The 25,566-nt window shown below is 60.9% G+C and carries 21 protein-coding genes, 1 other RNA gene and 1 pseudogene; 14 read left to right on the forward strand and 9 right to left on the reverse strand.

Going from position 1 to position 25,566, the window contains the following annotated elements; translation table 11 throughout:
• Positions 1-134: 134 nt before the first annotated feature.
• The 4 genes from dapB to grpE form a co-directional block, all read right to left on the reverse strand.
• Entirely contained in the window at positions 135-941 is an 807-nt protein-coding gene (gene dapB, locus ACNFBR_RS00275; RefSeq protein ID WP_284353414.1) for a 4-hydroxy-tetrahydrodipicolinate reductase, read from the reverse strand.
• A gap of 13 nt (positions 942-954) precedes the next feature.
• Positions 955-2,079, reverse strand: coding sequence for a molecular chaperone DnaJ (gene dnaJ, locus ACNFBR_RS00280; protein WP_416733203.1), 1,125 nt, complete (start codon positions 2,077-2,079; stop codon positions 955-957).
• A 197-nt stretch (positions 2,080-2,276) separates the two neighbouring features.
• On the reverse strand, positions 2,277-4,202 hold the full coding sequence (gene dnaK, locus ACNFBR_RS00285) for a molecular chaperone DnaK (RefSeq protein ID WP_416733204.1): 1,926 nt from the start codon (positions 4,200-4,202) through the stop codon (positions 2,277-2,279).
• 101 nt (positions 4,203-4,303) lie between these two features.
• Positions 4,304-4,861 (reverse strand): nucleotide exchange factor GrpE, encoded by a 558-nt coding sequence (gene grpE / locus ACNFBR_RS00290; protein ID WP_416733205.1) that lies wholly within the window; start codon positions 4,859-4,861, stop codon positions 4,304-4,306.
• A gap of 191 nt (positions 4,862-5,052) precedes the next feature.
• Here grpE and recN point away from each other — a divergent pair, with 191 nt between their 5' ends.
• Entirely contained in the window at positions 5,053-6,726 is a 1,674-nt protein-coding gene (recN, locus tag ACNFBR_RS00295; RefSeq protein WP_416733206.1) for a DNA repair protein RecN, read from the forward strand.
• 234 nt (positions 6,727-6,960) lie between these two features.
• On the opposite strand, the gene fur is transcribed toward recN, so the two are convergent.
• Positions 6,961-7,365, reverse strand: coding sequence for a ferric iron uptake transcriptional regulator (gene fur / locus ACNFBR_RS00300; RefSeq protein WP_012274258.1), 405 nt, complete (start codon positions 7,363-7,365; stop codon positions 6,961-6,963).
• Between the two features lie 97 nt (positions 7,366-7,462).
• On the opposite strand from fur, the gene ACNFBR_RS00305 reads away from it, so the two are divergent.
• Positions 7,463-7,999 (forward strand): outer membrane protein assembly factor BamE, encoded by a 537-nt coding sequence (locus ACNFBR_RS00305; RefSeq protein WP_416733207.1) that lies wholly within the window; start codon positions 7,463-7,465, stop codon positions 7,997-7,999.
• A 61-nt stretch (positions 8,000-8,060) separates the two neighbouring features.
• On the opposite strand, the gene ACNFBR_RS00310 is transcribed toward ACNFBR_RS00305, so the two are convergent.
• Complete coding sequence (locus tag ACNFBR_RS00310) at positions 8,061-8,495, reverse strand: type II toxin-antitoxin system RatA family toxin (protein ID WP_416733208.1); 435 nt, start codon at positions 8,493-8,495, stop codon at positions 8,061-8,063.
• A 163-nt stretch (positions 8,496-8,658) separates the two neighbouring features.
• Here ACNFBR_RS00310 and smpB point away from each other — a divergent pair, with 163 nt between their 5' ends.
• Positions 8,659-9,141, forward strand: a complete 483-nt coding sequence (gene smpB / locus ACNFBR_RS00315) for an SsrA-binding protein SmpB (RefSeq protein ID WP_013974300.1) — start codon at positions 8,659-8,661, stop codon at positions 9,139-9,141.
• Between the two features lie 114 nt (positions 9,142-9,255).
• Here the strand turns inward: smpB and ACNFBR_RS00320 are convergent, their stop codons facing one another.
• Positions 9,256-10,023: an FCD domain-containing protein gene (locus ACNFBR_RS00320; protein WP_416733209.1), complete on the reverse strand. Its 768-nt coding sequence runs from the start codon at positions 10,021-10,023 to the stop codon at positions 9,256-9,258.
• Positions 10,024-10,278: 255 nt separating this feature from the next.
• Between ACNFBR_RS00320 and ACNFBR_RS00325 the strand changes: the two genes are divergently transcribed.
• The 7 genes from ACNFBR_RS00325 (at position 10,279) to ACNFBR_RS00355 (ending at position 18,166) form a co-directional block, all read left to right on the forward strand.
• Positions 10,279-11,949 (forward strand): lactate permease LctP family transporter, encoded by a 1,671-nt coding sequence (locus tag ACNFBR_RS00325; protein WP_019098165.1) that lies wholly within the window; start codon positions 10,279-10,281, stop codon positions 11,947-11,949.
• Positions 11,950-12,012: 63 nt separating this feature from the next.
• On the forward strand, positions 12,013-13,158 hold the full coding sequence (lldD, locus tag ACNFBR_RS00330; protein ID WP_416733210.1) for an FMN-dependent L-lactate dehydrogenase LldD: 1,146 nt from the start codon (positions 12,013-12,015) through the stop codon (positions 13,156-13,158).
• 75 nt (positions 13,159-13,233) lie between these two features.
• Positions 13,234-16,044 (forward strand): FAD-binding and (Fe-S)-binding domain-containing protein, encoded by a 2,811-nt coding sequence (locus tag ACNFBR_RS00335; RefSeq protein ID WP_416733211.1) that lies wholly within the window; start codon positions 13,234-13,236, stop codon positions 16,042-16,044.
• Positions 16,045-16,439: 395 nt separating this feature from the next.
• Complete coding sequence (locus ACNFBR_RS00340; RefSeq protein ID WP_025754271.1) at positions 16,440-16,730, forward strand: hypothetical protein; 291 nt, start codon at positions 16,440-16,442, stop codon at positions 16,728-16,730.
• Between the two features lie 99 nt (positions 16,731-16,829).
• Positions 16,830-17,228: a transfer-messenger RNA gene (ssrA, locus tag ACNFBR_RS00345) on the forward strand.
• 361 nt (positions 17,229-17,589) lie between these two features.
• Positions 17,590-17,832 carry a hypothetical protein gene (locus tag ACNFBR_RS00350; protein ID WP_416733212.1) on the forward strand — a complete coding sequence of 81 codons (243 nt, stop codon included), beginning with the start codon at positions 17,590-17,592 and terminating at the stop codon, positions 17,830-17,832.
• 70 nt (positions 17,833-17,902) lie between these two features.
• Positions 17,903-18,166 carry a DUF3077 domain-containing protein gene (locus tag ACNFBR_RS00355; protein ID WP_003249898.1) on the forward strand — a complete coding sequence of 88 codons (264 nt, stop codon included), beginning with the start codon at positions 17,903-17,905 and terminating at the stop codon, positions 18,164-18,166.
• A 63-nt stretch (positions 18,167-18,229) separates the two neighbouring features.
• Here the strand turns inward: ACNFBR_RS00355 and ACNFBR_RS00360 are convergent, their stop codons facing one another.
• Entirely contained in the window at positions 18,230-18,694 is a 465-nt protein-coding gene (locus ACNFBR_RS00360) for a DUF6998 domain-containing protein (protein WP_416733213.1), read from the reverse strand.
• A 523-nt stretch (positions 18,695-19,217) separates the two neighbouring features.
• Here ACNFBR_RS00360 and ACNFBR_RS00365 point away from each other — a divergent pair.
• The 4 genes and pseudogenes from ACNFBR_RS00365 (at position 19,218) to ACNFBR_RS00380 (ending at position 22,222) form a co-directional block, all read left to right on the forward strand.
• Positions 19,218-20,197: pseudogene (locus ACNFBR_RS00365) on the forward strand (integrase domain-containing protein).
• The gene (locus ACNFBR_RS00370; RefSeq protein ID WP_177066202.1) at positions 20,194-20,460 is read left to right on the forward strand and encodes a hypothetical protein; all 267 of its coding nucleotides are present in this window, start codon (positions 20,194-20,196) and stop codon (positions 20,458-20,460) included. Before ACNFBR_RS00365 ends, ACNFBR_RS00370 begins: the two are co-directional and overlap by 4 nt.
• 106 nt (positions 20,461-20,566) lie before the next feature.
• A complete protein-coding gene (locus ACNFBR_RS00375; protein WP_416733214.1) occupies positions 20,567-21,502 on the forward strand; it encodes a restriction endonuclease in 936 nt (311 codons plus the stop codon).
• A gap of 108 nt (positions 21,503-21,610) precedes the next feature.
• Entirely contained in the window at positions 21,611-22,222 is a 612-nt protein-coding gene (locus ACNFBR_RS00380) for a hypothetical protein (protein WP_416733215.1), read from the forward strand.
• Positions 22,223-22,464: 242 nt separating this feature from the next.
• Here the strand turns inward: ACNFBR_RS00380 and ACNFBR_RS00385 are convergent, their stop codons facing one another.
• Positions 22,465-25,503, reverse strand: a complete 3,039-nt coding sequence (locus tag ACNFBR_RS00385; RefSeq protein WP_416733216.1) for a type I restriction endonuclease subunit R — start codon at positions 25,501-25,503, stop codon at positions 22,465-22,467.
• Positions 25,504-25,566 lie beyond the last annotated feature (63 nt).

Here is a 25,566-nt window from a genome sequence, read left to right on the forward strand (position 1 = left end):
GCATATGTGCCTCTAAAACACATCAATGCGACAGACTGACATCTGCATCGGTCTCTTCGCGGGCTCGCCCGCCCCCACACCCTGGGCTGTGGGGGCGGGCAAGCCCGCGAAGAAGCCAACACCGCTCCAACGGCTTAACGCAGTTCGAGCACATCCTGCATGTCGTACAGCGCAGGCTCACGCCCATCCAGCCACAGCGCCGCACGCACGGCACCCTTGGCGAAGGTCATGCGGCTGGAGGCCTTGTGGGTGATTTCCACGCGCTCGCCTTCGGCGGCAAACAGCACGGTATGGTCGCCCACCACATCGCCGGCACGCACCGTGGCAAAGCCGATGGTCTGGCGATCACGCGCACCGGTCTGCCCTTCGCGGCCATACACGGCCACTTCCTGCAGATCACGGCCCAGCGCTTGGGCAACCACCTCACCCATGCGCAGCGCAGTGCCCGAAGGGGCATCGACCTTATGCCGGTGGTGCGCTTCGAGAATCTCGATATCCACGTCATCACCCAGCACCCGCGCCGCAGTGTCCAACAGCTTCAGGCACAGGTTGACGCCCACGCTGAAGTTGGCCGCGAACACGATTGGGATTTCCTTGCCCGCCTCCACCAGCAGCGCTTTTTCCTCTGCGGTGAACCCGGTAGTACCGATCACCATGGCCTTGCCTGCCTTGCGGCAGAACGCCAGGTTCTTCAGGGTTACCGAAGGGTGGGTGAAATCGATCAGCACGTCGAACTCATCGACCACCTTGGCCAGGTCATCGGAGATCGGCACACCGATCCGCCCCAGGCCTGCCAGCTCACCCGCATCGGCACCTACCAGGGTGCTGTCCGGGCGATGAATGGCCGCCGTCAGGCCCGCTTTCGGCGCCTGCTGCTGCACGGCCTCGATCAGCACCTTGCCCATACGGCCTGCCGCGCCCATTACCGCAATACGTCGCATAACCTGTTCCTTTTCAGAGATCGCCGAAGAAGCGCTTCACGCCATCGAACCAGCCACTGGCCTTGGGCGAATGGGAGCTGTCGCCATCCAGCGAGTCACGCAGCTCTTCGAGCAGCTCGCGCTGGCGACGGCTGAGGTTGACCGGGGTTTCCACCGCCACACGGCACAGCAGGTCACCGGCACCGCCACCACGCACTGGGGCAACGCCCTTGCCGCGCAAACGGAACTGCTTGCCGGTCTGCGTGCCTTCCGGAATCTTCAGCTTCACGCGGCCATCCAGGGTCGGCACTTCCAGCTCACCGCCCAAGGCAGCATCGGTGTAGCTGATTGGCACTTCGCAGTACAGGTGCTTGCCATCGCGCTGGAAGATTTCGTGCTCGCGCACGCTGATCACCACGTACAGGTCGCCAGTCGGGCCACCATGGGTACCGGCCTCGCCCTCACCCGACAGGCGAATGCGGTCACCGGTATCGACACCCGCCGGCACCTTGACCGACAGCGTCTTGTATTCCTCGACACGACCTTCGCCGTGGCAGGAGGTGCACGGGTCGGTAATGATCTTGCCCTGGCCATGGCAGCGCGGGCAGGTCTGCTGCACCGAGAAGAAACCTTGCTGCATGCGCACTTGGCCGATGCCGCCGCAGGTTGGGCAAGTCGACGGGGTCGAGCCCTTCTTGGCGCCGGAGCCGTCGCAAGGCTGGCAGTTGACCAGGGTAGGCACACGGATGCTGACCGTGGTGCCACGCACCGCTTCTTCCAGGTTCAACTCCAGGGTGTAGCGCAGGTCGCTGCCACGCTGGGCACCGCCACGTCCGCCACCACGGCCGCCACCGAAGAAATCGCTGAACACATCGCCGAAGATGTCGGAGAAGTTGGCGCCACCGAAGCCGGCACCGCCGCCGCCCATGCTTGGGTCGACACCGGCATGACCATACTGGTCGAAGGCCGCGCGCTTGCTCGCGTCAGACAGCACTTCGTAGGCCTCGTTGGCCTCTTTGAACTTGTCTTCCGACTCTTTATCGCCCGGGTTGCGGTCCGGGTGGTACTTCATCGCCAGACGGCGATAAGCCTTCTTGAGGTCAGCTTCACTGGCGCCGCGCTCGACACCCAGGACCTCATAATAATCACGCTTGGACATAGGTCATTTGCACCTTGTTGGGCGTCTGGCATCTGCGCCACGCCATCAGCACCTGCATACCGCCCATGAAGGCCGCTGGCAGATGCTGTAAAAATTCTCGAATTCCAGATACGCCAACGCGGGAGCAAGCCCCCGCGCGGCGACATCCTACCAGTTCACCGGCAAACGACGGTGAACTGGCCGACAACATGCAACGATTACTTCTTGTCGTCGCCTTTCACTTCTTCGAACTCGGCGTCAACCACGTCATCGTGCTTGGCTTCCGGCTCGGCCTGCTGCGCGCCACCCTGAGGCTGTTCAGCCGACTGCTCGGCGTACATCTTCTGGGCAACCGGGGCAGAGACCTTGGACAGCTCCTCGACCTTGGCGTCGATTGCAGCCTTGTCGTCGCCTTTGACAGCGGCTTCCAGGGCAACAACAGCAGCCTCGATGGCGGTCTTCTCTTCGGCGGTAACCTTGTCACCGGCGTCAGCGACCATCTTGCGGGTCGAGTGAACCAGCGCGTCACCCTGGTTACGGGCAGCGGCCAGCTCTTCGAACTTGCGGTCTTCCTCGGCGTTGGCCTCGGCGTCACGCACCATGCGCTCGATTTCTTCGTCCGACAGGCCGGAGTTGGCCTTGATCACGATCGACTGCGACTTGCCGGTGGCCTTGTCTTTGGCGCTGACGTGCAGAATGCCGTTGGCGTCGATGTCGAAGGTAACTTCGATCTGCGGCACGCCACGCGGAGCCGGCGGAATGTCAGCCAGGTCGAACTTGCCCAGCGACTTGTTCTGCGCAGCCTGCTTACGCTCGCCCTGCAGCACGTGGATGGTCACCGCGCCCTGGTTGTCGTCGGCAGTGGAGAACACCTGCGACTTCTTGGTCGGAATGGTGGTGTTCTTCTCGATCAGCGCGGTCATCACGCCACCCATGGTTTCGATACCCAGGGTCAGCGGGCTGACGTCCAGCAGCAGTACGTCCTTCACGTCACCGGCCAGTACAGCGCCCTGGATGGCAGCACCCATGGCCACGGCTTCGTCCGGGTTGACGTCCTTGCGGGCTTCTTTACCGAAGAAGTCAGCAACGGTCTTTTGCACCAGCGGCATACGGGTCTGGCCGCCGACCAGGATCACGTCGTCGATCTTGCTGGCGTCAATGCCGGCATCTTTCAGGGCGATGCGGCAAGGCTCGATGGTGCGCTGCACCAGCTCTTCAACCAGCGACTCCAGCTTGGCGCGGGAGATCTTCACGTTCAGGTGCTTAGGACCGGTGGCATCTGCGGTGATGTACGGCAGGTTGACGTCGGTCGACTGAGCGGACGACAGCTCGATCTTGGCCTTTTCGGCAGCTTCCTTCAGGCGCTGCATGGCCAGCGGGTCGCCTTTGAGGTTCATGCCGGTTTCTTTCTTGAACTCTTCGACCAGGTAGTCGATCAGCAGCATGTCGAAGTCTTCGCCACCCAGGAAGGTGTCGCCGTTGGTAGCCAGTACTTCGAACTGGTGCTCACCATCGACTTCGGCGATTTCGATGACCGAAACGTCGAAGGTACCGCCACCCAGGTCATAAACGATGACAGTGTGGTCGCCCTTGGCCTTGTCCATGCCATAGGCCAGTGCGGCGGCGGTCGGTTCGTTGATGATGCGTTTTACGTCCAGGCCCGCGATGCGGCCGGCGTCCTTAGTTGCCTGACGCTGGCTGTCGTTGAAGTAGGCCGGTACGGTGATGACCGCTTCGGTCACTGGCTCGCCGAGGTAGTCTTCGGCGGTTTTCTTCATCTTTTTCAGCACTTCGGCGCTGATTTGCGGCGGTGCCATTTTCTGGCCGTTGACTTCGACCCAGGCGTCACCGTTGTCGGCCTTGGCGATTTTGTACGGAACCAGCTGGATGTCTTTCTGCACGACCTGCTCTTCGAAGCGGCGGCCGATCAGGCGCTTTACCGCGAACAGGGTGTTGTGCGGGTTGGTCACAGCCTGGCGCTTGGCCGACTGACCGACCAGGATTTCGCCGTCGTTGGCGTAGGCCACGATCGAAGGGGTAGTACGCGCACCTTCGGCGTTTTCGATGACCTTGACGTTACCGTTTTCCAGAATGGAGACGCACGAGTTGGTGGTCCCCAGGTCGATACCGATAATTTTACCCATGTTAACTCTCCCGAAACTTGAATTTGGTAGCAGCGACTACTTTGGCCAACTGCGGTAATACTTGAAGGCTTGACACCTAGATGGGGATGCCCCGACGGATTTCAAGCCTTTTCATTGATCGAGGGTTGCGCCGCGCTCGGCGCCTTGCTGACCACCACCATGGCGGGGCGCAGCAGGCGGCCGTTCAGCAGGTAACCCTTCTGGAACACGTTCAGCACGCTGTTCGGCTCGACCTCGGCGCTTTCCTGCATGGCCATGGCCTGGTGGTGCTCAGGGTTGAACGGCTCGCCATGCGGGTCGACAGCTTCGAGGTTGTAGCGCTTGAGGGTGTCCTGGAACATCTTCAGGGTCAGCTTGACGCCTTCGCGGATGGCCTTGACCTGCTCATCTTCGTCATTGGAGTGAGCCAGGGCCAGTTCCAGGCTGTCGATGACCGGCAGCAGGTCATTGGAGAACTTCTCCAGGGCAAACTTGTGGGCTTTCTCCACATCCTGCTCGGCGCGACGGCGTACGTTCTGCACGTCGGCAACGGCGCGCAGCGCCTGGTCCTTGGCTGCGGCCAGCTGCTCCTCGAGCTCAAGAACACGGGCGTCGGCAGCATTGCCTGCACCGGTTTCTTCCACGTTAAGGTCTTTCTCGTTCAGCTGTTCGTCAGCCATGGGGTCTCTCCTGCGCAATTTTGTGGACTGCGAGCCAGGCTCGCCTTGGATGTCGGCTATATGGGGCCGGAAAAACCAGCTTCAAGGGGCGAGGTGGTTTTCCGGGCGGCAACAGAATCTGCCAAGGGGCATTGGCAGGCCTGAAAAAAGTACTGTATAAATAACCAGACCTGACTTTCGGGAGCCGCCCCATGCTGGTGCACCTGTCCATTCACAACTACGCCATCGTCGAACACCTCGACCTCGAAATCGCCCGTGGGATGTCCGTCATCACCGGCGAAACCGGCGCCGGCAAATCGATCATGCTCGACGCCCTCGGCCTTGCCCTGGGCGATCGGGCCGACAGCGGCGTGGTGCGCCCCGGCACCGACAAGGCAGATATCCTCGCCACCTTCGACCTGGTGGACATTCCCGAGGCCCATGCCTGGCTGGCCGAACGCGACCTGGACAACGACGGCCTGTGCATCCTGCGCCGGGTGATCACCGCCGAAGGCCGTAGCCGTGGCTACATCAACGGTACGCCCTGCCCGCTTGGCGACCTCAAGGCGCTGGGCGAATTGCTGATCGACATCCACAGCCAGCACGAGCACCTGTCACTGCTCAAGACCGACACTCACCGCCGCTTGCTCGATGAATATGCGGGCGCCGTCGACCTGGCCCGCCAGGTACAGCTTGCGGCCAAGCGCTGGGACCAGACCCGCCTGGAGCTGGAGCGCCTGTCCAACTCCGGCGACGAGCAGCGCGCCCGCCACCAGCTGCTCAGCTACCAGCTGGAAGAACTGGACAACCTCGGCCTGGGCGAACATGAACTGGAACAACTGGAACAGGAACACAAGAACCTGACCAGCGCCGAAGCCCTGTTCGGCATCTGCCGCCAGGTCATCGACCAGTGCAGCGAGAGCGACTCGGGCAACGTGCTCAGCGCGCTCACCTCCAGCCTCAACCGCCTGGGCGCCGCCACCCACACGCCCAAGGCACTGGGCGAAGCGGCCAACCTGATCGCCAGCGCGCAGATTCAGGTCGAAGAAGCGGTGGGCGAGCTCAACCGCTTCCTAGACAACTTCGATGCCGACCCAATGCGCCTGCAAGCGCTGGAGGAGCGCCTCGACACCATCTATACGCTGGCGCGCAAACACCGCGTGCACCCCACCGAACTGCCCCACCTGCAGCAGCAGTTGATGGAAGAGATCGAAGGCCTGAACGCCAGCGACGAGTCCATCGAGCGGCTGGGCGAGGAGCTTGCCGCCTTCGCCCTGCACTATAAAGAGAAGGCCCGCGAACTCAGCGGCCTGCGCCAGCAGGCAGCCCAGCAACTGGCCGGTGCCGTTGAACAGGAAATCCAGCGCCTGGGCATGCCGGGCGGGCGCTTCAGCATCGAGCTGACAGCCAACGAAGGCACTGACCTGTCACCCCATGGGCTGGAGCAGATCGAACTGCTGGTCAGCGCCAACCCCGGCCAACCGCTCAAGGGCCTGGCGAAGGTGGCCTCGGGCGGCGAACTGTCGCGTATCAGCCTGGCGATTCAGGTGATTACTGCACAAACGTCGCGCATTCCTACCCTGGTATTCGACGAAGTCGACGTAGGCATCGGCGGCCCTACCGCCGAAATCGTCGGCCAGTTGCTGCGTCGCCTGGGCGAGCGCGGCCAGGTATTGACCGTGACCCATCTGCCACAGGTAGCGGCACAAGGGCATCATCACCTGTTCGTGCACAAGGTGCGCAACAGTGATACCACCCACACCGCCGTGGCCAGCCTGGGCAAGCGTGAGCGTGTCGAGGAAGTGGCGCGGATGTTGGGCGGTATCGACCTGACCAAGGAATCGCTGGCCCATGCCCGCAAGATGGTCGTGAGCGGCAAGGCCTAGAGCCAATGGCGCCGACGCGTAGGAGCAGCCTTGTGCTGCGAAGAGGCCGGCAAGGCCAAAGACCCTCTTCGGCCGAATGCCCCCTTCGCAGCACAAGGCTGCTCCTACCGGACGATGTTGTAGCCCGGGCGCAATGCCCGCGAAGAGGCCGGTACCAACAACACACCTTTCACCCCTTCAGAAAGCACAAAGGCGACCCGAAGGTCGCCTTTGCCATCCATAACGAGAAAATCGTTACTTCTTCTTACGCACGTACAGGACCAGATTGTGGTCCACCAGCTCGTAGCCATGCTCGGCCACGATTTCGCGCTGGCGCTTCTCGATTTCGGCGTCCATGAACTCGATGACTTCACTGGTATCCACGTTCACCATATGGTCGTGGTGACCGCCATCGGCCAGTTCGAACACCGCGTGGCCGCCGTCGAAGTTGTGGCGAACCACCAGACCCGCCGCTTCGAACTGGGTCAGTACGCGATAGACGGTGGCCAGGCCTACATCCTCGCCAGCCTCCATCAGCGCCTTGTACACATCCTCCGCACTCATGTGACGCTGCTCGGTAGAGTCGAGCATCTGAAGGATCTTTACTCGAGGCAGGGTCACCTTGAGACCGGCTTTGCGCAATTCGCTATTTTCAACCATGGTCAGCTTTCTCGCCGATGCTGCTTCGCAGCTTCTCTTAATACGGGTATGATCGGGGTTTACGTTGTCCAGCCAAGATAGTGGAAGTCGCCCACCGATGCAAAACACCAAGCTCTTGCTAACCAGCCTCACCCTAGTGGGACTGCTCGCACTCGCCGGTTGCTCGTTTCCCGGGGTTTACAAAATCGACATCCAGCAGGGCAATGTCGTCACGCAAGACATGATAGACCAATTACGCCCCGGAATGACCCGTCGGCAAGTAAGGTTTATCATGGGCAACCCGCTGATTCAGGACACCTTCAACACCAATCGCTGGGATTACCTGTACAGCCTGCAGCCTGGTGGCGGTAAACGCCAGCAAGAGCGCATGAGTGTATTCTTCAACGAAAGCGACCAACTGGTCAGCCTGTCTGGCGACTTCATGCCAGGCGTTAGCCGCGACCAGGAAATCCTCGGTGGCAGCAGCGACACCACCGTCAGCCCGGCCACCGAGCCAGGCCAGACCGAACAGCCGGCCGTGCAGCCTGAGGAAAAGCCAGCCAAGCCTGGTTCGACCGAAGAGTCCATCCAGCGCGAAATCGATACCATCGAGACCACCCCGGTCCCGACCCCCGCTCCGCTGGAAACCCGGTAATCGGGAAGCAGCCACAAAAAAGCCCGGACTTGGTCCGGGCTTTTTGTTTGCGCCGTATCCGTCAGGCATGCAATTGCTTGGCACGCTGGCAGAAGGCATCGACCAGGGTATTGGCCGCCTGGTTGAACAGCGGGCCCAAGGTGGCACGTACAATCGGCCCGGCATAATCGAAGGACAGGTCCAGGCTGATCTTGCAGGCTTTGTCACCCAGCGGCTTGAACACCCACACACCGTGCAACTGGGTGAACGGCCCCTCTTCCAGGTTCATCTCGATGGACTGCCCCGGCACCAGCACGTTACGCGTGACAAAGTGCTGGCTCATGCCCCCCTTGGCCACTTCGAGCTTGGCGCGCATGTGCGTGTCGCTGGCTTCGATCACCGTCGAGGCCGAGCACCACGGCAGGAACTCAGGGTAGCTGGCCACATCGTTGACCAGATCGTAGAGCGCCTGGGCGGGGTATGGCAGCAGGGCGGAGCGTTGAATATGGGTAGTCATCCAGGCGTCACTTCCAAGGCTGGGTGGCGGCGCTTCGCAGCGTGCCGAAAACAGGTTCTGTGCATAAGACAGGCTGTGTATTGTCCGGTATTCATTCCAGTGGCTCAAGCACACCGAAATCCCATAGCGGACGACGCGCGGACTTGCCTATAATGCCGCCCCTATGGCTAAGCAAAAAAAACATCCGACCGGGACCATCGCGCAAAACAAGAAAGCGCGACACGATTACTTCATCGAACACAAGTTCGAGGCCGGGCTGGTCCTGTCCGGCTGGGAAGTAAAAAGCCTGCGAGCTGGCAAGGCGCACCTGACTGACAGCTACGTGCTGCTCAAGGACGGTGAAGCCTGGCTGTTCGGCAGCCACATCACCCCGCTGACCACCGCCAGCACCCACGTCATCGCCGACCCCATCCGCACCCGCAAGCTGCTGCTGAACAAGCGCGAGCTCGAGCGCCTGGAAGCGGCCGTGGCGCAAAAAGGCTACACCTGCGTGGCGTTGGCGCTGTACTGGAGCAAGCACCTGATCAAGTGCGAAATCGCACTGGGCAAGGGCAAGAAGGAATTCGACAAGCGCGACACCATGCGCGAGCGCGACTCCAACCGCGAGCTGCAGCGGGCCGTGCGGAACAAGGGCAAGGAAGAGTGATTACTCTTTAGGCCTGTTCTGGCCTCTTCGCGGGCACGCCCGCTCCCACAGGGGCCGCGACCCGGCGCATAGCCTGTGGGAGCGGGCGTGCCCGCGAAGAACCCAGCACCGATCTCACCGCCCGCTACGCCGCTCCGCCCGCGCCACCCGCTGCGCCTCTTCGTACGCCTCCTCCAGCACCTCCTGCACATACAGAATGTGCCGGCTGGACACCTCGCGCGCATCCTCGGCCCTGCCCTCGACAATCGCCAGGTACAGCTCCCGGTGCTGGCTGATCAGCATGTCCCGGGTTTCGGTACGCTGCTGATACATGCCACCAATGTTGGTCACCACGTTGCGCTTGAGCAGGTCGAACAAACCCCGAATGGTATGCAGCAACACCGCGTTATGGCTGGCCTCGGCAATCGCCAGGTGGAAGCGCGCATCCGCCGCCCCCTCCTCCGCCCGGGTTACTTCGTCAACCCTGGCATAGCAGTCCTGCAACACATCGAAAGCCGCCTTCAACCGCGCTCGGTCTGGCTCGGTGGCACGCTGGGCGGCGTAATAGGCGCAGGACGCCTCCAGGGTATGGCGGAACTCGAGCAGGTCACGCTGCGCTTCGGGACTGTGCTCGAGCAACTGCAGCAGCGGGTCGCTGAAGGTGGACCCCAGCGACTCGGCCACGAAATTGCCCCCGCCCTGACGACTCACCAGCAGCCCTTTGGCCACCAACTTCTGGATCGCCTCACGCAGTGACGGACGGGACACACCAAACTGCTCGGCAAGGACGCGCTCGGCCGGCAGCCGCTGCCCCGAGGTCAGCGTGCCTTCCAGAATCATCCCTTCCAACCGATCGACAATGTCGTCGGACAGGCGCCGTTGGCGGACCTGATCAAAAACCATCACATGCTCTCCACAAACCCCCGGCAATTTTCCGGGGGCGCCTATTTTCGCCGATCCAGGCCGCGCAAACACCCATCAAGCCGTGATTTTCCCCGCGCATCAGGCGCCCGCTCATCGGCACGCGACCAAAGTTTTGCACAGGACAAATTGACACACCCACGACAGCGCTTTTAACCTAGCGACCAGTCATTGTAAATTGGTCTTACCAATTATCCAATGCCAGTGCTGACCAACAACAATTAGGGGTCACCCCATATGCAAACCTGGCAACAACTCTATAGCCCGCTTGGTAGTCTTGGCCTGTCCGCACTGGCGGCGGTCATCCCCATCGTGTTCTTCTTCCTGGCCCTCGCCGTGTTCCGCCTCAAAGGCCACGTAGCGGGCAGCATCACCCTCGCGCTGTCGATCCTGGTGGCGATCTTCGCCTTCCAGATGCCTGTCGACATGGCCTTCGCCGCCGCGGGTTACGGCTTCCTCTACGGCCTCTGGCCGATTGCCTGGATCATCGTTGCCGCGGTGTTCCTGTACAAACTCACGGTCAAGAGCGGCCAGTTCGAAGTGATCCGCAGCTCGGTGCTGTCGATTACCGACGACCAACGCCTGCAAGTGCTGCTGATCGGCTTCTGCTTCGGTGCCTTCCTCGAAGGCGCGGCGGGCTTTGGCGCACCGGTGGCAATCACTGCCGCGCTGCTGGTAGGCCTGGGCTTCAACCCGCTGTACGCCGCCGGCCTGTGCCTGATCGCCAACACCGCGCCAGTGGCCTTCGGCGCCCTGGGCATCCCGATCATCGTGGCCGGCCAGGTCACCGGCATCGACGCCTTCCACATCGGCGCCATGACCGGCCGCCAACTGCCGCTGCTGTCGCTGTTCGTGCCGTTCTGGCTGGTGTTCATGATGGACGGCCTGCGTGGCGTGAAAGAAACCTGGCCTGCCGCCCTGGTCGCCGGCCTGAGCTTCGCCGTCACCCAGTACTTCACCTCGAACTTCATCGGCCCGGAACTGCCCGACATCACCTCGGCCCTGGCCAGCCTGATCGCCCTGACCCTGTTCCTGAAAGTCTGGCAGCCCAAGCGCTCGTTCAGCGAAGCCAAAGGCAGCGTCGGCGCCGCCGTGGTGCAGCCAAGCGGCAGCCAGCCTAGCCCTTACAGCTTTGGCGAAATCTTCAAGGCCTGGTCACCGTTCCTGATCCTCACCGTGCTGGTCACCATCTGGACCCTGAAGCCGTTCAAGGCGGCCTTCGCCCCAGGCGGCGCGATGTACAACTTCGTGTTCAACTTCGCCATCCCGCACCTCGACCAATTGGTGATCAAGACCGCACCGATCGTGGCCGCGCCGACCGCCATGCCCGCGGTGTTCAAGCTCGACCCGATTTCCGCCACCGGTACCGCGATCTTCCTTTCGGCACTGATCTCCATGGCGGTGCTTAAGATCAACTTCAAAACTGGTCTGACCACTTTCAAGGAAACCTTCTGGGAACTGCGCTGGCCGATTCTGTCGATCGGCATGGTGCTGGCCTTCGCCTTCGTCACCAACTACTCCGGCATGTCCTCGACCATGGCCCTGGTGCTGGCCGGTACCGGCGCGGCATTCCCGTTCTTCTCGCCGTTCCTCGGCTGGCTGGGCGTGTTCCTGACCGGCTCGGACACCTCGTCCAACGCCCTGTTCAGCTCGCTGCAGGCCACCACCGCGCACCAGATCGGCGTCAACGACACCTTGCTGGTAGCGGCCAACACCAGCGGCGGCGTGACCGGCAAGATGATCTCGCCGCAGTCGATCGCCGTGGCCTGCGCCGCCACCGGCCTGGTCGGCAAGGAATCCGACCTGTTCCGCTTCACCGTCAAGCACAGCCTGTTCTTCGCCACCATCGTCGGCCTGATCACCCTGATCCAGGCTTACTGGCTGACCGGCATGCTGGTTCATCACTAAAGTGAAAGGGGCCGGGCGCCTAGGCGCGCCCGGCACTCCCCACAAGCAACGCTGCGAGAATCCATGATCATTTCTGCCTCTACCGACTATCGCGCCGCGGCCCAACGCAAGCTGCCTCCCTTCCTGTTCCACTACGCCGACGGCGGCGCCTACGCCGAGCACACCCTGCGCCACAACGTCTCGGACCTGGCCAGCATCGCCCTGCGCCAGCGCGTGCTGAACAACATGTCCGAGCTCAGCCTGCAAACCAAGCTGTTCGACGAAACCCTGAGCATGCCGGTGGCCCTGGCCCCGGTCGGCCTCACCGGCATGTACGCCCGCCGTGGCGAAGTGCAGGCGGCCCGCGCAGCGGCGGCCCATGGCATCCCGTTCACCATGTCCACGGTGTCGGTGTGCCCGATCGAAGAAGTGGCGCCCGCCATCGACCGGCCGATGTGGTTCCAGCTGTATGTGCTCAAGGACCGCGGCTTCATGCGCAACGCCCTGGAGCGGGCCAAGGCCGCCGGGGTCAAGACCCTGGTGTTCACCGTGGACATGCCCGTACCCGGTGCCCGCTACCGCGACGCCCACTCCGGCATGAGCGGCAAGAACGGCCCGCTGCGCCGTGTGCTGCAGGCCATGACCCACCCAGAGTGGGCCTGGGATGTGGGGGTGATGGGCCGCCCGCATGACCTGGGCAATATTTCCAAATACCGTGGCAACCCTACTGGCCTTGCCGACTACATCGGCTGGCTGGGCAACAACTTCGACCCGTCCATTTCCTGGAAAGACCTGGAATGGATTCGTGAGTACTGGGACGGCCCGATGATCATCAAAGGCATCCTCGATGCCGATGACGCCCGCGATGCAGTCAAGTTCGGCGCCGACGGTATCGTGGTGTCCAACCACGGCGGCCGCCAGCTCGACGGCGTGCTGTCCAGCGCCCGCGCCCTGCCGGCGATTGCCGATGCGGTCAAAGGCGACCTGAAGATCCTCGCCGACTCCGGCATCCGCAGCGGCCTCGACGTGGTGCGCATGATCGCCCTGGGCGCCGACACCGTGTTGATCGGCCGCGCCTTCCTCTACGCCCTTGCCGTGCATGGCCAGGCGGGCGTGAAGAACCTGCTGGAGCTGTTCGAGAAGGAAATGCGCGTGGCCATGGTATTGACCGGTGCCAAGTCGATCAGCGAGATCACCCGCGACTCGCTGGTACGCGAACTGGGCGCCTGACCGCCTGCAAGTACGACCGCCTGATTGACCCGGGGCATGTGGCGCACAGACGTCACAGCCCCGCGAGGAGACTGCATGAGCCTGCCCGCCGCGTTCCTGCGTGATGCCGAGCGCCTGATCCCCGCCGAACGCCGTTTCGACGACCCCACCTCCACCCTGGCCTTCGGCACCGACGCCAGCTTCTACCGACTGATCCCCAAGCTGGTGGTGCGCGTCGAGTCCGAGGACGAAGTGGTCGGCCTGATCAAACTGGCCCAGCGCGAGCGGGTGCCGGTCACCTTCCGCGCCGCGGGCACCAGCCTGTCCGGCCAGGCCATCAGCGACTCGGTGCTGATCGTGCTCGGCGACAACTGGAACGGCCGCGAAATTCGTGGCCAGGGCGAGCAGATTCGCCTGCAACCCGGCGTGATCGGCGCCCAGGCCAACGCCTGGCTGGCCCCCTTCGGCCGCAAGATCGGCCCCGACCCTGCCTCGATCAACGCCTGCAAAATCGGCGGCATCGTTGCCAACAACGCCAGTGGCATGTGCTGCGGCACCGCGCAGAACACCTACCACACCCTGGCCGGCCTGCGCCTGGTGCTGGCCGACGGCACCCGCCTGGACAGCGAAGACCCGGCCAGCGTGGCGGCCTTCGAAACCAGCCATGCCGAGCTGCTGGAGGCGCTGGCCCGCCTGGGCCGCGAAACCCGCGCCAACACCGCGCTGGCCGAGCGCATCCGGCACAAGTACCGGCTGAAGAACACTACCGGCCTGTCGCTGAACGCACTGGTGGACTACGACCAGCCGCTGGATATCCTGCAACACCTGCTGGTCGGCTCCGAAGGCACCCTGGGCTTCATCAGCGCCGTCACCTACGACACCGTGCCCGACCACCCGCACAAGGCCAGCGCCCTGCTGGTGTTCCCCAGCGTCGAAAGCTGCTGCCGCGCGGTCACCGTGCTCAAGCGCCAACCGGTTTCGGCCGTGGAACTGCTCGACCGCCGCAGCCTGCGCTCGGTGCAGAACATGCCCGGCATGCCGCTGTGGGTAAAAGGCCTGTCGGACAACGCCTGCGCCCTGTTGATCGAGTCCCGCGCCGCCAGCCAGAGCCTGCTGCACGAGCAACTGCAACAGGTGATGGCCTCGATCGCCGACTTCCCGCTGGAACAGCAGGTGGACTTCAGCGAAGACCCGGCCGTGTACAACCAGCTGTGGAAAATCCGCAAAGACACCTTCCCCGCCGTCGGCGCCGTGCGCCAGACCGGCACCACGGTGATCATCGAAGACGTCACCTTCCCCGTCGAACAACTGGCCGAAGGCGTCAACCGCCTGCTCCAGCTGTTCGACAAGCACCGCTATGACGAAGCGATCATTTTCGGCCACGCGCTGGAAGGCAACCTGCACTTCGTCTTCACCCAGGGCTTCAACAGTGCCGAGGAAGTCGCTCGTTACCAGGCGTTCATGGACGACGTGGCGCAACTGGTGGCGGTGGAGTTCGGCGGCTCGCTCAAGGCCGAACACGGCACCGGGCGCAACATGGCGCCGTTCGTGGAGCTGGAATGGGGCCATGACGCCTACCAGCTGATGTGGCAGCTCAAGCGCCTGCTCGACCCCAACGGCATTCTCAACCCCGACGTGGTGCTGAGCAACGACCCGGACATCCACCTGAAAAACCTCAAGCCGCTGCCTGCCGCCGACGAGATCGTCGACAAGTGCATCGAGTGCGGCTTCTGCGAACCGGTGTGCCCCTCCAAAGGCCTGACCCTCAGCCCACGCCAGCGCATCGTCATGTGGCGCGACATCCAGGCCAAGCAGCGCGCCGGCATCGACACCCGCGAACTGATGCAGACCTACCAGTACCAGGGCATCGACACCTGCGCCGCCACCGGCCTGTGCGCCCAACGCTGCCCGGTCGGCATCAACACCGGCGAGCTGGTGAAGAAACTGCGCAACCAGGCCGCCGACCACGCAAACACCGCCGACTGGCTGGCCGAGCATTTCCCTACCGCCCTGAGCGGTGCGCGCCTGACCCTGACCGCCGCCAACACCGCCCGCAAACTGCTTGGCGCCCCACGCCTGGGCCGCCTGAGCGCCGCCCTGAGCAAAGCCAGCAAAGGCCGCCTGCCCCAGTGGACCCCGGCCATGCCGCAACCGCTGCGCCCGATCAGCTTCGGCCCGGCCAGCAACGACGCCCGCCCCCGCGTGGTGTACCTGGCCGCCTGCGTCTCGCGGGTGATGGGCCCGGCCTATGCCGACCGCGAGCAAAGCTCGCTCTTGGACAAAACCCGCGCCCTACTGGAAAAGGCCGGCTACCAGGTGGTGTTCCCCGACAACGCCGACAGCCTGTGCTGCGGCCAGCCGTTCGCCTCCAAGGGCTACCCCGAGCAGGCCGAGCACAAGCGCCAGGAACTGATCAACGCCCTGCTGCACGCCAGCCGCGGCGGCCTGGACCCGATCTATTGCGACACCAGCCCCTGCACCCTGCGCCTGGTGCAGGACCTGGGCGACACCCGGCTGGACCTGTACGACCCGGTGCGCTTCATCCGCACCCACCTGCTCGACCGCCTGGAGTTCACCCCGCAGGATGAGCCGGTGGCCGTGCACGTGACCTGCAGCACCCAGCACCTGGGTGAAAGCCAGGCCTTGATCGACCTGGCGCGGCGTTGCAGCAAGCAGGTGGTGATACCGGAGGGTATTCATTGCTGTGGGTTTGCCGGCGACAAGGGTTTCACCACCCCCGAGCTGAACGCCCATTCGCTGCGCAGCCTGAAGGACGCGGTGCAGTATTGCAGCGAAGGTATTTCCACCAGCCGCACCTGCGAGATTGGGCTGTCGAGCCACAGCGGCATTGACTATCACGGACTGGTTTACCTGGTAGACCGCGTGACCAGGCCGCGTAGCATTTAGGCGGGAGGGGTTCGCCTTTAGGTTTGCGGCGCCTGTGAGATCGAGCGCCGCCCGCGCGGCGCATCGCGAGCGAAGCTCGCTCCTACATCTGTTTCGGGCCAGTATCACCTGTGGCAGGCGCGCGCGACCGCCTTGTTTGTACGACGCGATATCGAGCCATGCGCCAAAGGGCGGCGCGCCCTCGCCACAGGCATAATTGGCCCGAAACAGATGTAGGAGCGAGCTTCGCTCGCGATGCGCCGCGCGGGCGGCGCTCGATCTCACAGGCGCTAAAAAACCAAAGCCGAACACCCCCACCCCACCACACGATCCCCCACCATCCCAATTGAACCCCCACCAATCCCCCACAGTCCACCCTACAGGCCCACCTTCCAGAGGCCCCTGAGGAGACACCCATGAAAGGTACCGCGCTTTCGGCCCTGTTCGCGGCCGCCACCCTGCTGGCTTCGCCGGTGTTCGCCGCCGATGACCTCTGCACCACCAACCTGCAAAAGATCGACGACAGCATGGCCACCGCCGGCGCCACCTCCGAGGGCCTGGACAAAGCCATCACCGAGCACGTCGACAAAGCCAAGGCCGCCCAGGCCTCGGGCGACACCAAGGAATGCATCGCCATCACCAGCAAAGTGCTGGAGCGCCTGGAAAAAACCGAGAAAGGCAGCGGCACCGGCAGCGGCGGCGCATGACCCCGCAAGCGGGCGACAGGACCGGCTGTCGACGTCGCCCGCGCAATGCCGTATACTCCATCCCACGCGCCGTAAGGTGCGTTAGCGTAACGCTAGTGTGGGGCCGATTAGGATTCGACGCCGGTAGCGAAACTCTAGGTGCATGCCGAGTTGGTAACAGAACTCGTAAATCCACTGTTGCAACTTTTATAGTTGCCAATGACGAAAACTACGGCGCGGAGTACAAGCTGGCCGCTTAATGCGGTCTCTTGACCCGTTGCTTCTGGTAGCTTCGGCTCCAGCAATCACTAGGGGATGCCTGTAAACCCGAACTGATTGTCATACAGAACAGGATCGTCGCGTAGCACGTTGTGGGCGAAGTGACTAAAACTTACACAACTCATCCAAAGCACCCTGCCCGTCGGGCGGCTGCGGATTAAATCAGTAGACACGGCTAAGCATGTAGTACCGACAGCGGAGTACTGGCGGACGGGGGTTCAAATCCCCCCGGCTCCACCAAATCCAAAGAAGAAGACGCCCTAGGGCGTCTTTTTTTGTGCCTGGCATGTGGGATGTGCAGGTCGAAAAAACGGATTTTCCCACTTCCGTGTAGGACGTTTCCCAAAGATACTCCCAGCGCCTGTTTTCCGTTGCGGTCATTTTTTCAGGGTTTTAGTCTCGGTGGGTCGTTGCTCATCAACGGCATGACTTTGACAGGTCGCAACGGTAAACAACAAAACGGCTCGTCGTTATGGCGGCTGTACGTGCGGGCACGCTTGCGTGCGCCGGAACTTGTTGTTTCCGCCGGTCTGTCAACCCACGTACAGCTGCCACCCTCTGTTTGACAGCAGACGGTGACGGCCCTGAAATGGAAGCAATCATGTTGAAGATAGTCCCCGATCCACCCCACCCTTTCCATTCCCTGGAAGACACGATCATCCTGGCCTCGGACTATGCACACTGTGCAGAAGCCGTAGTCCAGCAAGCGATGCTGATGCAGCCCAGGTCGCCCGCATCGGTTTTGCTCATGGCTTCGATGCACGAGCTTGAAACCCTGCGCCGATTACTTGAATCAGCGCTGGCGCAAATACAGCAGCCAGCGAACCCTCAACCGGTGCATTAGAACGTGTGGGAGCCCGGCTTGCCGGCGATAGGGCCAGCCCAGGTATCCACACAACCAGGGAGATTGATCAATGACTACCGAAGACACCCAATGCACTGTCGGTAAAACCATCTTCTTTCAAGGCGAAAACCAGACACACCCACTGTTTCGCATCGAAGCCGGCATCCCATGCCAGAACGCCCGCGAACAGGCCTCGGAGCTGATGGGCTATGCACGGGACCTCACCATCGACGGGCTGATGGAAGATAAACCGAAGCTGATCTGGGCGGCGCACTACCTCTGCGCTTTAGGCAAAGCACTGCTGGATGATGCCGAACTCGGCATGATGCGTTGAATCACCCACTGTGATGCGTCAGGGGGTCAGCGTCAGTCGCTTGGCCCCTACTCTTCCAAACGATCAACGCCGAGGGATGCGGTCTTCCTCGGCAACCGTCGCATTGATACGCCGCAGCATCGCCATCAACCCGCCATGCAACCCGGTACGCGTCGGCCTACGGCCTGCCAACTGCTGCTGGATGAGGGCGCCCGGCCCGTTGTAGATCTCTTCGAATGTACCGTCGCGGTTCATACGAATACCCAGGTAGTAATCAGGCACATGATGCACTGGAAAAGTCAGGGTCGTGCCAAACGTGGTCTTGATCTGGACATTACGGCCCTCGTCACAGATCGCGTCATGGTGCTTGGTCAGCCCTTCGTTCAGCGTCAGTTTGTAAGCCAAGCTTGCAACCACTTCCCCGATATCACCGACCAGTCGGCCATCCAGGGTGAACGGTTTGCCGGGGTACGCCGCCTGCAACTGGGAAACGGCTGCAAACAGGCCCTCCAGTGCGGTTTTGATTTTTGCTTCAGTCATTAGGTCCATTTAATCCGCTCTATTTGCGCCGCTTGAACTCTCTGCTGGCTGCATCAGAGTGCGCTAAGCACAGCAGTGCGCACGATATCAAACAGATGGCCACAGACCTATCGGTGGGCCTGGCGCGCCCATCACCTCCAAAAATTTGATCACACGTGGCTTTGCGGAAATTTCCTGACAAACGCCGAAGTCGCTAGTAACAGCGATGCAGATGATAGTGCCGCAGACCAGGGAATGGACTGCACCTGACTGACAATCAGGCATGCCCCGGTCATCACAGTGCTGCGTTCACCCGGCTCAGGATCTTCAGGCGCTGGTTTAGTCAGCCAATTCTGCCTCCACCCGCTCACCGGTATCGGTGCTCAGGAGGCCAGATCATGAGATGTCCTTGCTCCCGGTTGTAAGGAGCCGCCAGTCCCGCGCAGTGGACATTCCCCACAGATCGCAGGGGCCTTGATCCCTGATAACACTCAGCATTCTTGGCGGGATGACGTGGGGCGAGGACTGGAGAGCAGAAGATGAGGTGACCGATATGGCATTGGTGGGTAGACGCGATGGCCGCAATTTCGGCTACGGCAGGCAACTGACCTATGCAGGGCCGCAGGCGTTGAAAGACATGTTCGGCAGCGGCACTACGGCACGGTGAAGGCACACTGTGATCGGTGGCAGGCATTCGTGAAGTGGTGCCGCTCAGAACAGGGGCCGGGTATCAATGATGCGCGGCAGATTGATCGAAAGGTACTGGCGGACTATACGGCGTATCTGCGCGACATTGTTAGACGCGGTGATCTCGCCGTCTGCACCGCGCATAACCGGCTATCCAGCGTTAACATGACCATGGTAGCGCTTCGCGGTGATCAGCATGTGAAATTGCCCAGTCCGAGCAAGGCGTTGGGTATGCAGCGCAGCGGAGTTCGACACTTCGTGCCACAAGGCCAACACCGCGATCAGGTCAAAGAGATCGTCAATGCGCTTTGCCGCCGTCATCAGCTACGAGCCGCTGCGATCGTTTTGTTGGCACGAGCCACTGGCATGCGTTTACGTGAAGCCATTTTGGCTGACCTGCCACGGTTAAGCCGTGAGGCTAACCACCTAGGCAGGATTAACATTCAGTATGGCACCAAGGGCGGCCGCGCCGGCACCTCAGCTCCACGTTGAATTTCGATGGATGAGCATGCTCTGGGCGCGCTTAGATTTGCAGAGCGGGTGTCGCCTGCGGGCAGCCGTAACCTGATTGCGCCACACGAAAGCTACTTTGACGTTCTGCAGGGTATCGTCCGCCCGGCACGGGGCATCCTGCATTCACAGAACCTCAAAGGCCTCCATGAGCTACGAGCGGCGTATGCATGTGAGCGCTATGAACAAATTACCCAGCATCGCGCGCCTATCAACGGCGGTCAGTGTTGCCAGGTAGATTGGGGCCTTGATGGTGAGGCCCGGAGGCGGATCAGCTATGAGCTGGGGCACGGGCGAATCGAGGTGGTCGCTGCCTACATTGGAGGACGGACATGAGCAAGTCATTCGACATGGAGCTGTTCTTGTCTGCGGTGTTGACGGGCTCGCACGCAACTCGACAACGCCATGTACGACAGGCGAAAATCATCCAGGCTGAGATTGCAGAACGCTGGCAGCGAGAAACGCCTTGGGCTTGGCAGCGGAAGCATGTGATTTGGTTCCTCGAAAAGCGCCTAGCCCGACGCAGCAATGCAACGCGGTATTACTACCTCCTAACCCTGCGACTGCTCGCTCGTCGCTTAGAAAAGTCATGGGTATGAATATGGTAGGCAGCGCGTTGAGATCAGCAATTCGGCTCACTGAGGCAAAGCGCAGTCGCTGAGCTACTACGTTGGACTAAGCCTCTCATCAGGAATAGAAAGAGCTATGTCAGTTCCTACCTACGACCAGTTCATAGAGCCCATCCTACGTTTTCTCGCCACGCATCCTGACGGTTCCACCGCGAGCGAGGCTCACGAAGCCGCCGCCATGACTCTTGGCCTGAGCGAGTCGCAACGGCAGGAGACCATCACAAGTGGCCAGGCCACCTACAAGAATCGATCAGGCTGGGCGCATGATCGGCTAAAGCGTGCTGGCTACTCCAGCAGCGTCAAGCGTGGCTACTGGCAGTTGACCGACACCGGCCGCGCATTCGCCCAGGCCAACCCGACCCCGTTGAGCCCAGAGCAAGTCGAGCACCTAGCTGTGAACTTCATGAGCGTGAAGCTGAAGACAGCACCGGACGCCACCTCGCTGGATGAAAGCAGCGACACGTCAGAGCCTATTGCCAAGACCGACCTCGCCACTATCAGCCCGCAGGAGCGCCTAAACCAAGCCATCCTCGAGCTGCGCACCAGCGTCGCGGGCGACCTGCTGGACAACTTGCTGCAAGCCAGCCCGACGCGCTTCGAGCACATCGTACTCGACTTGCTGCACAGCCTGGGCTACGGCGCAAACCGGCAAGCGCTGCAACAAGTCGGCGGCAGTGGCGACGGCGGCATCGACGGCGTGATCTCGCTGGACGCACTGGGGCTGGAAAAGGTTTACGTGCAGGCCAAACGCTGGCAGAACACTGTTGGGCGTCCCGACCTACAAGCGTTTTATGGCGCCTTGGCCGGGCAGAAAGCTAAACGCGGTGTATTCATTACAACCTCCGGCTTCACCGCCCACGCCGTTGAATTCGCGCGCTCGGTCGAGGGGCTGGTACTAGTCGACGGTAAACGCCTGGTAAACCTGATGCTCGACCACGAGGTGGGGGTCAGCTCGCAGCTTTACAAAGTGCCCAAGCTCGACGGTGACTACTTCGACGAATCGCTGGGCTGAGCCGACGCTCGACAGCCCAATTCCATTTCGCCACTATGGCCTCGACAAGCTCGCAGGCCATCGGCGTCCTGCGCCTTTCGACCGCCCATCCAATGCTAGTGAGGCCCTATGAAAGCCAGAGAAGCCAATCTCATCGCCAAACGCTACCAAGCACGTAAAAAAGCGTTCGACGATTTGCACGCACTATTGCTGCCTTTCTTCCGCCGGACTTCTCTGGAGGACAATATGAAAGAGATCAGCGAGTGTGTCTCCGAAGCCTGGCATGCCAATACCTTGTGCGGCTGGCTGTCGGATTACGGCGATTTCGATGAGCTGGATGCTCTGATTGGCGAGATACGCCGGGACGGAGGGCGCAAGCGTTTTACCAGCTTGAGCGACATCCCCACCTCCCTGCGGGAGCATTTCGACGAGACCGACGCGGACTTTATCGAATTCGCCAACGAAATGCGCGAAGAGTGCCGCGAGGGTTATGACTCATTGCTCGAACAGCAAGAAATGCTAGACGAACAGTTTGAGTTCGCCCGATTCGATGAGGTATTCGCGTTCAATGAAGACTACCTGGAAGTTGAAACTATAAAGCTGTTTAACCAGGTGTTCGAGCACCTGCACACTCAGTGGGTTGCATATGAAAAGCTGGCTCGCAGCCTAGTCGGCATGGCCCACCTCATCGATGAGCCGGACCCTGACAAGGGGCTAACCGAGGCGCTGCTGTTCGATTGAAAATCTAGCCTCGTGTCCACACTCATTCGTGATGTCGCCGCACCAGGCAGGTGCCGGGTTGTTGCAGGTGGGCAAAGTTGTTTGCCGCTTCGGGAAAAGCTAATCGGTTCGCCAATGTACCTAACTCCTGGAAAACACCCCTGCTGGCCTTACGGCTAGCAGGAGCCGTTCTGTATAGAAGGAAAGAGCCAACTGCTTCAGTTGATGACCTTGACCTTCACTCGGTGTTGCATGCACGAACCTTAAACATTTTGGTCAGGCTTTCGTATCTGTTGATACACCGTCCTCATCAGATGGCTCGCAGCAACACTCCTGAATGCCTCATCGTTCATTAGACGTACAAAGATTTCTTCGTTGCCATCCATGCGCTCAATGAACAGGTTCTCAAGCTGCTTGTTGAACACTGGCTCGAAATTCTCGATGCTGTTTGCCATGACGGCCTGTCGTAACTGCTCATTGGCTACGGCAGTTTCACGGACTTGATCGAAGAAGAGCTGGTCTGCTGGGGTGAACTCCGTGCCGAAGCGCTCGTTGAGCTTGCCTACCAAAGTTGAGAGCTGCACATCCTCGTCTGCTTGGCCTGTACCTACATCACTCGGGCCTTCAAGCGCGTCCGCTTCGCCTGCTTTCAAATCAATTGCACCCTCGCTGATTTTTTGCAGGCGGTAGTATTTGAGCTCGATTTCATCGTCGACCTGCACCGTCCGATTGTCCGTCGTGCGCGGCAGCTTGGTCAGCAGAAAACGGGCATAGGTGTAAAGCTTCTCGTGATCGGAGTCCTGGTAAGGGACAATCTGAGAAACAAAGCTGTACAGATTGCGAAAGCTGACCAGTTGCCCCTTGAACAGGTTCTGGTCTTCTTCCCCGAGTTTCTTGAATCGCTCAATCGCCAGATCAAGAAGGCCATTCAATTTCTTGTGCTCGCCACCGGTAGGGTTCAGGCGGTTGCGGAACCAAATCTCGCACCAAGCGCTGACCTCTGCCCCGGTGTAAATTTTCCAGCTAGCCAGAGTATGTGCCAGCGTGTTGAGTTGTTGCGGATCGGTGTCGTCGCCCTTGTCCGTTGTCTCGTAATAGGGCTTGAAGGCGGTGTAGATTTCCGCAGGTTCGTTGACAAAATCAAGCACGAAAGTGTCGGTCTTACCTCGTGTCGTGCGATTCAGGCGCGACAGTGTCTGTACCGCCTGGATGCCGGATAAACGCTTGTCGACGTACATGCTGTGCAACAGTGGCTGGTCAAAGCCCGTCTGGTACTTCTCGGCCACCAGCAAGACTTGGTATTCCTCGGTGTTGAACTTCTCAGGCAGCTCAGACTCCTTGATGCCGTTGTTCATGTTCACTTCGGTGAATTTCTTATCGGCAAACTCTTTGAGCGTTATTTCGCCAGAGAACGCCACCAGCGATTTCACGTCGGTGTAGCCCTTGTCCTTGATGTACTTATCGAACCCCAGCTTGTAGCGCACGGCGTGCTCACGCGAGCCGGTCACTACCATCGCTTTGGCACGACCGCCAATCTTGTGGCGGCTATGGGTGCGGAAGTGCTCCACGATCACTTCGACTTTCTGCGCGATCTCGTAGTCATGGAACTCGACGAAACGTGCTAGTGCGCGCGCGGCCTTGCGGCGTGGTACCTCCGGATCAGCCTCCACCTTCTGGATCAGCTTGTAGTAGCGCTTGTAACAGGTGTAGTGGGCCAACACGTCATGGATGAAGCCTTCCTCGATGGCTTGCCGCATGCTGTAGTGGTGGAACGGCGCTTTACCGTTAGGGCCGGGCTCGTTGAAAACGGCCAGGGTCTTGAATTTTGGTGTAGCCGTGAAGGCAAAGAAACTCAGGTTGGGTTGTTTAGCACGCTTGAGCTGTTCACGCAGCAGCTCTTTCTTCGCCTCTTGGCTCAAGGCATCGTCGTCCATATCCAGCAACTGCTCGGCAATGGCGGATTCAATGCCATCCTTGTTCAGGATCTTCCGCAGCTCCATCGCCGTTTCGCCGCTCTGCGAGCTGTGCGCCTCGTCCACGATCACCGCGAAACGCTTGCCCGCCGTCGAAATGGCCACCCCTTTTCCGTTGGCCTCCATGGTGCGAATGGCTTGAGTTATGAAGGGGAACTTCTGGATGGTGGAAATGATGATCGGCACACCATCGGACAGCGCTTTGGCCAACTGCTGCGTGTTTTCGTCGATCTTCTGCACAACACCCAGCTTGTGCTCAAACTGGAAAATTGTGTCTTGCAGCTGTTGATCCAGCACACGGCGGTCGGTGATCACTACCACTGAGTGAAAGATTTTCTCGTTGTTGGCTCCATGCAGGCTAGAGAGGCGATGTGCTAGCCAGGCGATGGAGTTAGATTTGCCTGACCCAGCGGAATGCTGGATCAAGTAGTTGTGCCCTGAACCATGCACTTGTGCGTGATCGGTCAGTGCCCGCACCGCATCCAGCTGATGGTAGCGGGGGAAAATCATCGACTCCTTACTATGGCGCTTGATGCCTTTTTCGGTGACGACGGTCTTCACCTCGACGTCCAGGTGAATGAACCGAGCAAGGACGTCCATCAAGCTGTCGCGCATAAGCACCTTGCTCCACAGGTAGGCGGTACGCACATTGCCCTCAACGGGCGGGTTGCCGGCACCGTGGTCATGCCCAAGATTGAAAGGCAGGAAGAATGTGTCCTTGCCCTCCAGCTTGGTCGTCATGAAGACCAATTCGGTGTCCACGGCAAAATGCACCAGGCAACGCTGTTTGAAGGCGAACAACAGCTCCTTGGGGTCGCGCTCAAAGCGGTACTGGTACTTTGCGCTTTCCACGTTCCAGCGCGTGGCCGACATCGGGTTCTTCAGCTCCAGCGTGGCCACGGGTAAGCCATTCACCGCCAACACCACATCGGGGATGGCCCCGCTCTTGGTGTTGACCTGCCGCACGATGGTCAAGCGGTTGTGGTCGTAACGCTCGGTACTTGCTGGGTCGAGCCCGGTGTTGGGCGCAAAGTAGGCAAGCCGCACCGTCTTACCCACGCACTTGAAACCCTCGCGCAAGATCGCCAGGGCGCCTTTGGCGGCAAGCTCCTTCACCAAGCTGTCCAGCAACATCGCAGGCGCTTTGGCTGCGTCGAGTTGAATTAGGCGCGTCCAGATCTTGGGCTGCGTCTTCTGCACAAAGGCAACGACATCTGCCGGAAACAGCGCGGCTTCCGGGTCGTAGGTGTTGGGATCCCCTTTTACGTAGCCGCCGTGCTCGATGAGCTCATGCTCAATGTCGTTTTCAAAGTCGATTTCTTTGTGCATTTTCCTCGGCCTTTCAATACGCGGGATTCGACTTGTTAGCGAATCAACTCAATTTGGATAGAA

The organism is Pseudomonas sp. NY11955 (assembly GCF_048068035.1).
In the GTDB taxonomy this organism is placed as follows: domain Bacteria; phylum Pseudomonadota; class Gammaproteobacteria; order Pseudomonadales; family Pseudomonadaceae; genus Aquipseudomonas.

Bases quoted from the DNA above. Each gene is read 5' to 3' on its own strand.
- dapB (WP_284353414.1), bottom strand. From the start codon at position 941: ATGCGACGTATTGCGGTAATGGGCGCGGCAGGCCGTATGGGCAAGGTG.
- dnaJ (WP_416733203.1), bottom strand. From the start codon at position 2,079: ATGTCCAAGCGTGATTATTATGAGGTCCTGGGTGTCGAGCGCGGCGCC.
- dnaK (WP_416733204.1), bottom strand. From the start codon at position 4,202: ATGGGTAAAATTATCGGTATCGACCTGGGGACCACCAACTCGTGCGTC.
- grpE (WP_416733205.1), bottom strand. From the start codon at position 4,861: ATGGCTGACGAACAGCTGAACGAGAAAGACCTTAACGTGGAAGAAACC.
- recN (WP_416733206.1), top strand. From the start codon at position 5,053: ATGCTGGTGCACCTGTCCATTCACAACTACGCCATCGTCGAACACCTC.
- fur (WP_012274258.1), bottom strand. From the start codon at position 7,365: ATGGTTGAAAATAGCGAATTGCGCAAAGCCGGTCTCAAGGTGACCCTG.
- ACNFBR_RS00305 (WP_416733207.1), top strand. From the start codon at position 7,463: ATGCAAAACACCAAGCTCTTGCTAACCAGCCTCACCCTAGTGGGACTG.
- ACNFBR_RS00310 (WP_416733208.1), bottom strand. From the start codon at position 8,495: ATGACTACCCATATTCAACGCTCCGCCCTGCTGCCATACCCCGCCCAG.
- smpB (WP_013974300.1), top strand. From the start codon at position 8,659: ATGGCTAAGCAAAAAAAACATCCGACCGGGACCATCGCGCAAAACAAG.
- ACNFBR_RS00320 (WP_416733209.1), bottom strand. From the start codon at position 10,023: ATGGTTTTTGATCAGGTCCGCCAACGGCGCCTGTCCGACGACATTGTC.
- ACNFBR_RS00325 (WP_019098165.1), top strand. From the start codon at position 10,279: ATGCAAACCTGGCAACAACTCTATAGCCCGCTTGGTAGTCTTGGCCTG.
- lldD (WP_416733210.1), top strand. From the start codon at position 12,013: ATGATCATTTCTGCCTCTACCGACTATCGCGCCGCGGCCCAACGCAAG.
- ACNFBR_RS00335 (WP_416733211.1), top strand. From the start codon at position 13,234: ATGAGCCTGCCCGCCGCGTTCCTGCGTGATGCCGAGCGCCTGATCCCC.
- ACNFBR_RS00340 (WP_025754271.1), top strand. From the start codon at position 16,440: ATGAAAGGTACCGCGCTTTCGGCCCTGTTCGCGGCCGCCACCCTGCTG.
- ACNFBR_RS00350 (WP_416733212.1), top strand. From the start codon at position 17,590: ATGTTGAAGATAGTCCCCGATCCACCCCACCCTTTCCATTCCCTGGAA.
- ACNFBR_RS00355 (WP_003249898.1), top strand. From the start codon at position 17,903: ATGACTACCGAAGACACCCAATGCACTGTCGGTAAAACCATCTTCTTT.
- ACNFBR_RS00360 (WP_416733213.1), bottom strand. From the start codon at position 18,694: ATGGACCTAATGACTGAAGCAAAAATCAAAACCGCACTGGAGGGCCTG.
- ACNFBR_RS00370 (WP_177066202.1), top strand. From the start codon at position 20,194: ATGAGCAAGTCATTCGACATGGAGCTGTTCTTGTCTGCGGTGTTGACG.
- ACNFBR_RS00375 (WP_416733214.1), top strand. From the start codon at position 20,567: ATGTCAGTTCCTACCTACGACCAGTTCATAGAGCCCATCCTACGTTTT.
- ACNFBR_RS00380 (WP_416733215.1), top strand. From the start codon at position 21,611: ATGAAAGCCAGAGAAGCCAATCTCATCGCCAAACGCTACCAAGCACGT.
- ACNFBR_RS00385 (WP_416733216.1), bottom strand. From the start codon at position 25,503: ATGCACAAAGAAATCGACTTTGAAAACGACATTGAGCATGAGCTCATC.